11 protein-coding genes are annotated in these 13548 nt (G+C 35.7%); 3 read left to right on the top strand and 8 right to left on the bottom strand.

The features are described from left to right. Nucleotides 1-9: 9 nt before the first annotated feature. Nucleotides 10-3033: a tetratricopeptide repeat protein gene (locus EV197_RS14480; protein WP_130287518.1), complete on the bottom strand. Its 3024-nt coding sequence runs from the start codon at nucleotides 3031-3033 to the stop codon at nucleotides 10-12. A gap of 248 nt (nucleotides 3034-3281) precedes the next feature. On the opposite strand from EV197_RS14480, the gene EV197_RS14485 reads away from it, so the two are divergent. Together EV197_RS14485 and EV197_RS14490 are read left to right on the top strand one after the other, a co-directional pair. Then, on the top strand, nucleotides 3282-3965 hold the full coding sequence (locus tag EV197_RS14485; protein ID WP_130287519.1) for a cell division ATP-binding protein FtsE: 684 nt from the start codon (nucleotides 3282-3284) through the stop codon (nucleotides 3963-3965). A gap of 11 nt (nucleotides 3966-3976) precedes the next feature. Then, nucleotides 3977-4864: a glycosyltransferase family 2 protein gene (locus tag EV197_RS14490; RefSeq protein WP_130287520.1), complete on the top strand. Its 888-nt coding sequence runs from the start codon at nucleotides 3977-3979 to the stop codon at nucleotides 4862-4864. On the opposite strand, the gene EV197_RS14495 is transcribed toward EV197_RS14490, so the two are convergent. The 4 genes from EV197_RS14495 to EV197_RS14510 are packed head-to-tail and all read right to left on the bottom strand — an operon-like array spanning nucleotide 4865 to nucleotide 8778. Next, complete coding sequence (locus tag EV197_RS14495) at nucleotides 4865-5272, bottom strand: sugar 3,4-ketoisomerase (RefSeq protein WP_130287521.1); 408 nt, start codon at nucleotides 5270-5272, stop codon at nucleotides 4865-4867. A gap of 1 nt (nucleotide 5273) precedes the next feature. Further along, the gene (locus EV197_RS14500; protein WP_130287522.1) at nucleotides 5274-6368 is read right to left on the bottom strand and encodes a glycosyltransferase; all 1095 of its coding nucleotides are present in this window, start codon (nucleotides 6366-6368) and stop codon (nucleotides 5274-5276) included. Next, nucleotides 6355-7629, bottom strand: coding sequence for an O-antigen translocase (locus EV197_RS14505; protein ID WP_130287523.1), 1275 nt, complete (start codon nucleotides 7627-7629; stop codon nucleotides 6355-6357). The genes EV197_RS14500 and EV197_RS14505 overlap by 14 nt, the downstream gene beginning before the upstream one ends. 33 nt (nucleotides 7630-7662) lie before the next feature. Further along, entirely contained in the window at nucleotides 7663-8778 is a 1116-nt protein-coding gene (locus tag EV197_RS14510) for a DegT/DnrJ/EryC1/StrS family aminotransferase (protein ID WP_130287524.1), read from the bottom strand. A gap of 150 nt (nucleotides 8779-8928) precedes the next feature. Between EV197_RS14510 and EV197_RS14515 the strand changes: the two genes are divergently transcribed. Further along, complete coding sequence (locus EV197_RS14515) at nucleotides 8929-10080, top strand: glycosyltransferase (protein WP_130287525.1); 1152 nt, start codon at nucleotides 8929-8931, stop codon at nucleotides 10078-10080. Here the strand turns inward: EV197_RS14515 and EV197_RS14520 are convergent. The 3 genes from EV197_RS14520 to typA all read right to left on the bottom strand — a co-directional run bounded on the left by EV197_RS14520 (nucleotide 10077) and on the right by typA (nucleotide 13322). Beyond that, a complete protein-coding gene (locus EV197_RS14520; protein ID WP_130287526.1) occupies nucleotides 10077-11006 on the bottom strand; it encodes a GNAT family N-acetyltransferase in 930 nt (309 codons plus the stop codon). The two genes, EV197_RS14515 and EV197_RS14520, sit on opposite strands and share 4 nt — an antisense overlap. A gap of 48 nt (nucleotides 11007-11054) precedes the next feature. Beyond that, the gene (locus tag EV197_RS14525) at nucleotides 11055-11288 is read right to left on the bottom strand and encodes a uroporphyrinogen decarboxylase (protein WP_130287527.1); all 234 of its coding nucleotides are present in this window, start codon (nucleotides 11286-11288) and stop codon (nucleotides 11055-11057) included. 234 nt (nucleotides 11289-11522) lie between these two features. Continuing rightward, nucleotides 11523-13322, bottom strand: coding sequence for a translational GTPase TypA (typA, locus tag EV197_RS14530; protein ID WP_207224221.1), 1800 nt, complete (start codon nucleotides 13320-13322; stop codon nucleotides 11523-11525). Nucleotides 13323-13548 lie beyond the last annotated feature (226 nt).

Raw genomic sequence — 13548 nt, forward strand, 5'->3', positions numbered from 1 at the left:
ATAACACTTTTATTGCTCTGTTTGGATTGATGAATTTGTTTTTGCCTCTTCGCTTTTAATCTGTTGCAATTCTTTTTTGGCTTCAGCCATAACATCTGGATAGGCAGTAAAGTTTTTAATGACACTTTCTAAGATATACGTAGCTTGATACGCATCACCAAGTTGATAAAAGTTTTTCGCCATAAGCACCAATCCTTTTGCTCCATATAGCTTATAGCCCGAATAATTCTTGGCCAATTCTTGGATGGAAGCATTAGAGCTTTTGTACTCTTTTTTTACATGTTTAAAATAGGCCTCGTAATACAGTGCCTCAGCTGCTATTTCTCCACTAGCTATTTTTCTTACTTCAGCATACGCTTTTTCAGCTGTAGCTTCATCTGCAGTTTGCATTGCTGCTCTTGCTAAAAACAATTTGGCATCTGCTTTAACATCCTCCTGTACTTTTGGGTTAGCCAATACTTTTTGGGCATACGCTAGAGTTTTAGTATAATTAACCAAGCTATAGTAAGACTTCATCAAATTAGATTGAGCAAAAACTATATTTTCTGGTTGATCAGCCATTTGCTCTAAACGTTCCAAAATTGGTATGGCTTCTTCGTACTTTTTATCCTGAAGATAAATCTGAGCTAATTTAGCCAATGACTCTTCAGTATACTCCGTGTTTTCATAGGCTATTACGGCTTTATAATGGGGTATACTCTGCATTTTTTGTCCATTCATAACCAACAATTGCGCCAGATAAAAATGACTTTTAAGTTGATGAATACCATTAGGAAACTGCTCTAGATAGGCTTCTAATGCCTGCACAGCATTATCACTTCCGTCTAAATATTGCTTTTCGGCAGCTTCATAGGCAGTATTATCCAAGTCTTCATTACTAATATCTATAAAGGATAACCCTTTTACCCAGCTAGCGTATTCGTTTGTTTTTCCTAAATCTACATAAATCAATCTAGCTGTACTTACTGCTTGTATGGACTCTGGCGTGCCTGGATAATCAGCTACCACTTTTTTGAATTTGGATAAAGCGCGAGCCCCATCATTTCCATTATAATAAATCAGCCCTTGTTTCAACAAAGCTTTAGGTACATAAATACTATTGGGCATGGTAGTAATAATCTTATTATATGCTGCAATAGCATCCGCAATTTTGTTAACAGCGACATAGGTGTTTCCTAATTGATAGAGTGCTTCATCTTTGTAGACTGATCGCTCATAAAGCTTTAGGAATAATTCTAAATCCTTGATTTTTTGTTCGTTTCTATCTACAAAACCATAACTTATCGCTTTTTGATAGTGGGCGTAATCAGCATCCTTCCCGTCCAATTTAATCGCACTATTATAGGCTTCCATTGCCGGCCAATATTTACTTGACACAAAATAACTATCTCCAATACGCAGATAGGTATCTGCTAGTTTTTCTTTTGGAATAGACGACTGTTTTGCAAATTTAGAAAAGGCCTCCGCCGCTTGTTCGTATTGTTTGATTTTAAAATAGGTGTAGCCGATATTGTAATACAAATTATCAAATACTTCGGTTGTTTCTGCTTCTAAAAGCCCTTCGAACTCTTTATAACCGATTAGTGCTTCCTTGAAGTTTTGCAGTAGGTAATCACTTTCTGCTTTCCAGTAGGTTGCTTTTGCTACATAACCTTGGTCTCTTGGTTGTGATAGCGACAGGTCAAAATGCTTCTTGGCGGCTGTATATTCCCCTTTATTGAATAACTCGATCCCCCTATAAAAAGCTACTTTTTGAAAAATTATTTTATTCTCAAAATTGCGACTTGTCTCTAACAAGGTCATGGCTTCCTTATAATTCTTGGAAGTGATGTAAGAACTTATTAATAATTCATTAATTTCTTCTACATAAACCGAATCTGGGTATTGATCTAAAAATGCCAGTAATACCGTGGGTGTACTTTCGTACGAGTTTCCGATATCATAACTCAATTTAGCATAATTATAAAAAGCATCTTTCTTAATTTTTGGATCAAAATCCATCTCTGACGCATTTTTAAACGCATTAAGTGCTTCCTGTTTTTTACCCGTTTCTAAATACGATTCAGCCAAATGATAATAGGCATTCTGGGCTACCGCGTTATTACCCGATATAATTTTATTAAACTCAGCAATGGCGCTCTGATAATCGCTTTGTTTATAATAGGCATATCCTAATTGATAGTAATCAGTATTATTCCATTTCCCTTTTCTTCCTTGATACGCCTGTAGATAAGGTATAGCCTTATCATATTCTTGTAAGTTAAAGTAGCTTTCGCCTATGATCTTATTCAATTCTGATTTTTCAGTAGGTTTTGCTGTGGGCAATTGCTTGAGGCCTTCATCAATCGCCTCCTGGAAATTACCCGACTTAAAACTCATATCACTTTGAAAATAAGATAAGTTTTTATCGTATTCCTTTAGATCCCGAACTTCATCAAATAGTTTTGTAGCTTCTTGATAGTCATCACCTTCATAAGCAATAAAACCTAAATAATATTTAGACTGTGAACCGTACTGCGCTGAATTTTGAACTCTATTTAAATATTTGCGTGCTTCATTAAAACGCTGGATTTTGAAGTATGCATACCCGTTGTTGAAATTGTACTTTTCTTGCTCCGCCCTACTTAAACGCGACTGGTCTACTCTATCGTACCATTTTCTGGCAAATGCATAATTTCCATTATCAAAATAATAATTTGCTACATCCAGGTAAGCTGCATTTTTTTTGATACTCGTAGGATATTGGGTTACAAAATCTTCCATCAATTGATCTGCATTCTTTTGATTTAACCACACTGCACAATTAGCGATATAGTAACTACAGTCTGCTTTGATATTTTCATCTGAAACCTCATCTCTTACAAAATCAAAAAGTCGTTGCGCTGCCAAGAACTGTTTGTTATTATACAACTCTAAGGCTTTATTATAGGTTACTAAGTCGTTAGTATAGATTGCAGATTGTTGAGCAAAAAGGGTTGAGGGTATACTAAGTATACCTATTACAAATAGAATCAAAAAGATGAATCTGTTCATTTTATATACAAATTATAAGTAAAAAGTAAATATCGTTTCCCGCGAATGAATTTTGTGTTAAAGATAGGCTAATCTTACTTAGCATAACGAATCATTTGGGCGATAATTATATCTAAGCTCTTAATTGTATCCATTCTTGGAAATATTTTTAGTTTTACTCTTTTTTATAACAAAAACAATTCCAAAAAATAGTGCTTATCTTAGTTTAACGCTGAAAACTTTTTACTTTTACTAAAAAATTACAACTTATGTCAACTCCTGTGCTTCAATTAAAGGACGCTGCTATATATCAAAGAGAAAACCTCATACTTTCAAATGTAAATGTAGAAGTAAATAAGGGTGACTTTGTTTACCTTATTGGAAAAACAGGTACAGGGAAAAGTAGTTTTATGAAGACCCTGTATGGAGATATCCCTTTGGTAGAGGGAACAGGAAGCATTGTAGATTTTGATTTGAGAACACTTAAGGAAAAACAAATACCGGAATTAAGACGAAAGTTAGGTATCGTTTTCCAAGATTTTAAATTACTTAATGATCGTACCGTTAAGGGTAATTTGTTGTTTGTTTTAAAAGCAACTGGCTGGAAGGATGAAAAAGCAATGCAAAGTAAAATTGATGATGTACTGGATAAAGTTGGTATGAAAACCAAAGACTTTAAATATCCGTATCAATTATCCGGTGGCGAGCAACAGCGAATTGCCATAGCCAGAGCATTACTTAATGACCCAGAACTGATTCTGGCTGATGAACCTACAGGAAATCTAGATCCACAAACCTCCGTAGAAGTTATGGAAGTGTTACAAGACATCAATAAAAACGGAAATACCATCTTGATGGCCACCCACGATTACGCTTTACTATTAAAATATCCTTCTAAAACCCTTAAGTGCGACGGCAATAAAGTATTTGAGGTGGTGCAGCGAAAGGGGTAAAATTATTTACTATGGTATCAATCCTTATCCCGGTTTATAATTATGACATATCACAATTGCTGGAGAAGCTAGAACAAGAGCTTGTTGGATTAGACGTTACTACTGAAATTATAATTCTTGACGATTGTTCCACAGATGAAAGGCTAAAAGCCCAAAATAAATCCAGAGCAAAGCATCATATCTATCTAGAAAATAATAGTAATCTTGGTAGAGTTGCTACTCGTCTTAAGCTTGCCAAGCAAGCTCAATTCGAATGTCTTTTATTTTTAGACGCAGATGTACTACCTGTTTACCCTAATTTCATTTCCAAATTTTTATCCGTCAATTCCCATAAATACGACCTGATCTTTGGAGGTATTGTTTATGCTAAGGACCCACCCGAGAGTGAATACAGTTTACGATGGAATTACGGAAAACGAAGAGAAGCGAAATCGTTAGTAGAACGCATCAAACAACCTTATGCCTCGATTATTTCGCAACATTTTTTTATTCATAAAGAAACTGCCATAACCATTTTTACTATAATGGATTTAGACCGATACGGTATGGATATTCTTTTTACCTACTTATTGAAAGAACACAAAGTTGCTATACTGCATATTGAAAATCCTACAGAGCATTTAGGACTCGAAAAAAACAGGGATTACCTGGTAAAAACAAAGCGTGGCCTACGAACTACCTATGAATTGGAAACAAAGGGATTCATCCCTAAAAATTATCGCCCAATACAACAAAAAAGCAATCTTATTAGCACCTTATTTCTTGCCAAACCGTTGTTATATTTTATTTCGAAGTATAATACTGTGATGGCTGACCGCTTATGCTCCAAAAATCCTAACTTATTAATTTTTGATCTTTATAAGCTTTATCATTATTTACAACTGAAAAGCAACTCTTAATTACTGAAGTTTTAAAAACTGATCAAAATCGCGTATATAATCAGATTCCTTATAATTATTTGATGCTAATACCAAACACACCGAACCTGAAGCAAAATTCTCTAATTCTCTCCATATCCCAGGAACAATTAACAATCCTTTGTCTGGTTTGTTTAAAAACACCCTTTTTTGCTGAATTCCGTCATGCAGCATTACATCAAAGCTTCCGCTAACCGGGATTAAAAACTGGTATAACTCCTTATGCGCATGACCGCCTCTTACAGCATCACTGGGTACATCATATAAATAATAAACCCTTTTCGTCTCGAATGGCAAAAAACCATTTTCTAAGATTCCAATATTCCCTTCAGGGTTGATCACCTTTGGAATTTCAATAATTTTACAATCTTCTACTCTTGAATTTAGCATCTTAATACCTAACCAATATATTTTTCCAATATTCTATGATACGCTCTTTCGAAAATATCTTTATGCTTTGTTTTGTCCCCTCTTTGCAAGTATAATAAAAATCTTTATCTAAAATCATTTTATTCATCGCAGATGCAAACTCCTGGTGTGTTTTATTTTTTACTAAAATGCCATTTCTACCGGTTTGAATAAGCTCTGCTGGACCAGAATTGCAATCTACAGAAACTATGGGTGTTCCAACAGCCATTGATTCTACTAGCACCATTGGAAAACCTTCATAGTTACTGGTCAGTGTGGTAAAAAGAGCATGTTTTACCAAAGCAAACGGGTTCGCCGCAAAGGGCTTAAATAGAATCCAATTCTCAAGCTCTAGCTCCTTGACATTTTGTTTAAGTCGTTCTTTATCTGGCCCATCCCCTACTATCAAAAGTGATACCCCTAAAGCTTTCAAATCTGACTTGGCATAACTTTGTAATAAGAAAGAATAATCCTTGGATTCATCTACAATTCTACCATATGAAATAATATACGGAACATCAGGAATATTATCTACTGCATTACTGAGCCTTTCATACTGAGCAAGATCGTGTGCATTATATATACATTGACAATTATCCAAACCATAGGTAGTGCTGAATTTTTCTACAATAGCCTTAGAAACACCGACAAGTTGATACGCGTTTTGATACAAAAATCGCGTAAGCCATTTGTATTTAGGAAAGTATAGCCTAAAATTATAATTATGAATCATAAAAATGGTACGAGCACCATTAAAAACCAGCGTATTCATAAACACTTGTTTTAGCGAACTCTTACGACTTCGGGTTTCTATGATATAGTTATAATCTCCTGCCTTTATTAGTTTTCGTAAGCGAAATAAGCGTGTTATTTTATTCCAATACCATTTTGTTTTCCCTTTAAGAAAAAGCAATTCTCCTTTATAACTATAAGCTACCGTATCGAACTCGCTAATAATAGTTACCGAATAACCATGATCCACGAGCATTTCTGATAAAATGGCACTAGAACGTTCTGCTCCACCAATACCCAGGGATGCAACAATAATGGCTACCGAAACTTTTTTATGCTCCTTCATTGTAATATGCTTTTGAGGTGAAGAGCTCTTTACGTAAAAGAAAAATTATAAGAATTAAATACATTGCATAATTACAAAAATGAGCTATTGAAGCTCCAACAAAACCTTGATCTGCGATAAAATAAACACTTAATATGTATAAACTTAGAATAGAGCCTAATTCCGTTACTGTATAATACCAAAGCATGCGCTTTGCTACAAATTGTGTGGCTAATACCATAGCAAATATCCTTAACAAATCCCCTACTATAAACCACTTAAACAACGGTAACATTGCCAAAAAATCTTTTGAAAAAAGTAGTCTTACCAGATGATGTCGTAACAGATATATCAAAATAAATGCACCGATAAAAATAGGAATGATAATTTTATAAAAACCAAAAATATGTCTTCTAAAATCCATCGCTTTGGTAACCACTGCTAGTTTGGGTAGTAGATATAATGTGATAAGTGACGTTAAAAATGCCATATAGTTTCCACTGATACGCAGCATAGCTTCATAATACCCGGCTTGCTTTACCCCATCTACCGTAATGATATAATTTCGAATAGCTATCATTAATAGCGGCACAAAAATTGCCGATAATAATGCCATATAGGAATAGCCACCTAGCTTCTTTAAAAACTGAAAAGAAAAACTCCCCCAATGAAAGAATCTCACTATTTTCAATTTGAAAATAAGTATAAATCCGGTAAACAAAAATGAAAGTATAGGAGTTAGAAGCACCGCAAAAAAGGCACCTTTTAATTTGTAATGTACAACTAAAAACAGCATAACACCAAGGCTCAGGATACTAACGATGATATTTATACTCAAATAAATTTTATATTTCCTGTAGCCATTAATAATGGCTGTAGCCACTATGTTCAGCGCATATAATGGTGTCGCTACTGCCAGTACTTCAAAAATTAAATCATATTCAGTTAAGCCGCCAAACACTAACTTATTCCAATAATTGGCACCAAAATATAGGATTGGAGCAAGCAGAAATGCTATTAATAGTACGATAATCAAACTGGTTACCATGATTTTGGATAACGCTTCACTTCGTTTTTCGTGTTCAGCGACATATTTAACCAGACCATTATACAATCCCAATGCACTTAAGGATTGCAATGAGTTCATAAAATTTTTCAGATTACCCATCAACGCCATACCCTCAGCGCCCAAAAAAATAGCAATAATTTTAGCATTTAAAATTCCCGCCACAGCCCTTATTAATACAGCAACTGAGTTAAAGGCCCCAACTTTAAGCAACATATTACGTCGTATTTGTTTTAGTGGAATTTTCACCTAAAATGAATTCAAAATAGTAATAATTCGATCAACCTCAGTATCCTCTAAGCAAGGGTGCAAAGGAATACTTACCACTTCATTATGCATACGTTCCGTCAGTGGTAGTTCAAGATCCTTATAAGCTTCTAGCCCTTTTTGCTGATGAGGAGGTTTGGGATAATGAAGCCCGTGTCCTATTCCATTACTATCCAGGTGTTTCAACAACGCTGCTCGATTTGCAGTTCTTACTACAAAAAGGTGAAAGACGTGATTAGCAGAACCATCCCAATAGGGCAATTGTAGTTTTGGATTGGTAATCTCATAAAGATATCGTTTTGCAATTGTTCTTCGGCGCTCATTTTCTTCATCCAGATATTTCAATTTTTCAATCAAAATTGCAGCCTGGATTTCATCTAATCTAGAATTGACCCCCAAAAGTTCGGTATTGTATTTGGTAACTGAACCATAGTTTCCCAGTTGACGAACTATAGACGCTAATTTAGTATCATTAGTGGTTACTGCACCTCCATCACCCAAGCAACCTAGATTTTTGGTAGGATAAAAACTAAAAGCCGCGGCATTAGAAAGGTTGCCTGCTTTTTTAGCATGTTTCATTGCTCCGTGTGCCTGAGCGGCATCAGCTATTACCAAAACATCGTGCGTTTCGGCCAGTTCCCTAATTTCTTCCATTGGGGCTAATTGACCATATAGATGCGTTACCAAAATAGCACGTACTTCTGTTGTTAGTTTCGAAGCAATAGCAGCAGCGTTTAAATTAAATGTTTTTTCTTCAGGTTCCACGAAAACCGGAATCAAGTCTGCATTCAGAACCGCCAAAATTGTGGCAATAAACGTATTGGCTGCAACGATGACCTTATCCCCTTTACGTAACCTTCCTAGTGCAATATATCCTTTTAATATAAGTAATAGGGCATCATGGCCATTCCCAACTCCAACGCAATGCGTAACGCCACAATAAGAAGCAAAGGCAGATTCAAAATGAGCTACTCTAGGACCATTGATGTAGGTGCCTGACTGCGCAACATTGGCTAAGACAGCAGCAAGTTGTGCTTCATATGTTTTATTAATTTCCTTTAAATCTAAAAAAGGAATATATCGATCGTGATTTGACATAACAAGGTTATCCAACAGAAGGTACTCAATACTAATTTGTTATTCCCTATTAATAAAATACCTTTACGGCAAAGATATTTTTTTTAATACATATATAGCAGCATTACCTAAAATAGTCATAGTTTATTAAAAAAGATCGTTAACTAGCGCATGAAAGTACTTTTAGTAGGCGAATATAGCCGGTTTCATAATTCATTAAAAGAAGGTCTTTTGCACCATAATTGCGAAGTCACTATTGTGGGCCACGGCGATTCTTTCAAAAATTTTCCTGTAGATTTTAATATAGACGCTAAGGTTTTAAAAGGTAATGGTATCCTAAGTATACTCAGAAAAGTTATTCATAAACTTTCGCGCTTCGATATAGCATCGTTAGAAACTTACCTTAGGTTTAATCAAATAAAAAAACAACTTTCGGGATTTGATATCGTTCAATTCATTAATGAAACCCCCTTGAATATCTCACTTAAGGTAGAAAAAAACATACTTCGCTATCTCTTACAACATAACCAAAAAGCTTTTTTAGTCAGCTGTTCTGACGATTATGTATTCATCAATTTTTTAATGACTGATGTATTGCCTTACAGTACCATGACCCCTTATTTACAAAACAAAAAGCTTATTAAAAGGTATCAACATACCCTTAGGTATGTCACACAAGCTCAAAAAAATGCACATTCCTTAATGTTTGAACACATCCTTGGAGTTATCCCTGCGAGTGTAGAATACCAACTTGCCTATGCAAAGCACCCCAAGGTATTACCCATGATTCCTTATCCTATAAATATTGATAAGATTAGTTATCAACCCATACAAATTGATGATAGGATTTTAATTTTTCACGGCATTAACAAGGTCAATTATTACAAAAAGGGAAATAACTATTTTGAAAAAGCCTTGGCGATTATCAAAGCTAAATACAACCATAAAATAGAAATCATAACCACCGAAAGCCTGCCCTACCAGGAATACATTGCGCAGCTCCAAAAAGCCCATATTGTACTCGATCAAGTATTTGCACACGATCAAGGGTTTAATGCCTTAGAGGCTATGGCTATGGGCAAGGTGGTTTTTACAGGCGCGGGCGATGCTTTTCAACAGCACTACAATCTTAAAGAACAAGTGGTGATCCCAACACAGCCCGATGTAGATGCTATTGCTAACCAGCTTGAAGCGCTAATTCTACAACCTGAGCGGGCACAAAAAATAGGAGAAAACGCGAGAGCGTTTGTGGAACAACACCACGATTATAAAAAAGTCGCAGCACAATATCTTGACTGCTGGCATTCCGTTAATAAGTATTAAACTTTGAGTTCATAAAAATCTTGAGTATAAATAGCGCAGCCTAATTCCTCCTTTTGTTTTAGTAATCCCATATTGCCTTCCGTTACTGTGCCCATATCAAAGTAACGATACCCTAAATCCTTGTATTTTTCAATTAAGGTGATGAATAAATAATCTAAGGCTCTATGCTTTTCTCCCAAAGCTGTGGTTGCTCCATATTGTGATTTGACAACGGTATCGGTTTCAAAAGTGGTGATGCCTGCCAATAGCTTGTCATCCAACCAAATCTCGTATTGTTTGATATTCTTAGGAAATTTTGAACGCAAACAATTCATTTCAGCTACAGTATGTACAGGATGTACCTGATGTTTTTCCTGAAGTCTGGGAATAAGTACCTCATTCCAAAATGGGGTTACATCTGGTGTTTCCAAAACTGTAAATCCTAACTCCTGTCGTTTTCTAAAATGCTTTACTTTACTTTTATGAATTTTCAGCTCATTGCGATAATCTATAGCCAGATTGAGATCTCTTCGAAATAGTTGACCACCCTTATCAATAATTTCAAAATATAACTCATTAGCCGGTTGTTGATGATAAAACAGCGGAATAGCTTTAACCTCTAATTTTTTAAAACCTTTACCTTTAAGATATGTACACAACTGCTGAAAGATATCTCGAACGGTTTTACCTCCACAATCGTGCAATACCAATCCACCATAGGTCAATCCCTGGTGAGAATAAAGCGTATCCCCTACTCGATTAGCAGGCAAAACTGCCCGTAATTGCTCTTTATGAAAAAATAATAAGGAGTGATCTTCAAATCGATCGGAGTGATATTCCATAAAATCTCTATGGAATAAAAAGGTTCCATTTTTGGCATCAGCTACAAAACTGTTCCATTGTTCATAATGCGCTGGAGTATATTTTTGGACAGAATACAACTTCAAACTATTGCTTTATCAAGGAAAAATAGTAAATATTATTGGGAGAAGCCACTAATATTGTTTTTTGACAAATAAATAATAGGCGTTTATAAAAGTAATCGCCACATTAGTCACGATAATTGGCCAAGACCAATTAAGTAAAACCCCGTAAATTACAAACGTAATACATCCTAAAGAATTGATCATTCTTAGCTTACGGATATTACGCATTAAAAAAGATAACAGCACCAAAAAAGAAGCCAAGTATCCTATACCCTCCACTATTAAATTTTCACTAAAATTCATCAAAAAAGTGTTTTTTGTCGATAATTATTGTTTTTTACCGATATTTTAAAGGATTATACAAGTGAAGTTCAACTTAGGAGCTTATATTTGTATCATATTTGTTTTCAAATAGTTAAATAATTAAAGAGTTAGCCCTTCAAAATTATTTTTACCCCAATTTTACCCCAAAATATCGAAAAAAATCCCGGCCAAAAGCCGGGATTTTTAATTTTAAATCAAGCGATTACCTTTACATTAAATCGCTTTATTTCGCTTACGCTCTACTTCTGTAAGTAAAATCTTACGTAATCGTAAGTGATTAGGAGTTACCTCTACATATTCATCTTTTTGGATATATTCTAGAGCTTCTTCCAAAGAAAACTTTATTGCAGGAACGATTTTTGCCTTATCATCCGCACCAGCGGATCTTACGTTACTTAACTTTTTAGTTTTAGTAACATTAACTACCATATCATCACCTCTGGAGTTCTCTCCAATTACCTGACCTTCGTAAATATCTTCTCCCGGATCGATAAAAAACTTTCCGCGTTCTTGTAACTTATCAATAGAATAAGGAATCGCAGTTCCCTTTTCCATAGAAACTAAAGAACCATTAATACGTCCAGGAATATCGCCTTTTAACGGTTGGTATTCTTTAAAACGGTGCGCCATAATTGCTTCACCAGCGGTAGCGGTTAACAATTGATTACGTAATCCAATAATTCCACGAGATGGAATTAAAAATTCGCATACCATACGATCTCCTTTCGCTTCCATACTTAGCATTTCACCTTTTCGCATCGTTACCATTTCAACAGCCTTACCAGATACGTGCTCCGGTAAGTCAATAGTTAACTCCTCAATTGGCTCGCATTTTACACCATCAATTTCTTTAATGATTACCTGTGGTTGACCAATCTGTAATTCATAACCTTCTCTACGCATGGTTTCAATCAACACGGATAAGTGTAATACCCCACGACCGTATACCATAAAACGATCTGCACTATCGGTACTGTGCACGCGTAGCGCTAAGTTCTTTTCCAATTCTTTTTCCAAGCGTTCTTTGATATGACGAGAAGTAACAAACTTACCGTCCTTTCCAAAAAATGGAGAATCATTAATGGTAAACAACATACTCATCGTTGGTTCATCGATAGCAATGGTTTGTAAGGCTTCAGGATTCTCAAAATCCGCAACAGTGTCACCAATCTCAAAACCTTCAAGCCCAACTAAAGCACAGATATCACCCGCCTGCACTTCATCTACCTTTCTACGACCTAAACCCTCAAAAACATGAACTTCCTTAATTCTTGATTTTTTAATCGTTCCATCTCTTTTTACCAATGAAACCTGCTGACCTTCTTTAAGCCCACCACGTTGTAATCTACCAATCGCAATACGACCTGTAAACGAAGAAAAGTCTAACGATGTAATCAACATTTGGGTAGTACCCTCTTCGATCTTAGGAGAAGGAATATGTTCGATCACCATATCTAATAAGGGTTCTATAGAGTCAGATGGTTTTTTCCAATCCTCACTCATCCAATTGTTCTTTGCAGAACCATATACGGTAGGAAAATCTAACTGCCACTCTTCTGCCCCTAATTCAAACATTAGGTCAAACACTTTTTCGTGTACCTCATCTGGCGTACAGTTTTCCTTATCTACTTTATTGACAACCACACATGGTTTTAAACCAAGGTCAATCGCTTTTTGTAGTACAAATCGGGTCTGTGGCATAGGGCCTTCAAAAGCATCCACCAACAACAATACACCATCCGCCATATTCAATACGCGCTCTACCTCACCACCAAAATCGGCGTGACCAGGAGTATCAATAATATTAATTTTGGTTCCCTTGTAGGTAACCGAAACGTTTTTAGAAGTAATCGTAATGCCTCGCTCACGCTCCAAATCATTATTATCCAGGATCAAATCCCCGGTATTCTCATTCTCTCTAAATAGTTGACAATGATACATAATCTTATCAACCAACGTAGTTTTACCGTGGTCTACGTGAGCAATAATTGCAATATTCTTTATAGCTGTCATAATAGCCTCATTTTTAAGCGTGCAAAGGTACGTTTTATTTTTACAGGTTGTACACTACTATCCTAATAATTGTAATATAAAAAAAGTAGTCAGCCTGCCTAATGGTTTCGCTTTTATTTTCAGGGCGTGCCCCCATTGTCTTGGGGTCGGGCTTTACGCTACTATTCCGCTGGCTAGCCAGCGAGATATCCACTGCAATCCCTCACGCGGAATTAGCCCCTCAAAT

The sequence above is a fragment of the Aquimarina brevivitae genome, assembly GCF_004216895.1.
Lineage (GTDB): Bacteria > Bacteroidota > Bacteroidia > Flavobacteriales > Flavobacteriaceae > Aquimarina > Aquimarina brevivitae.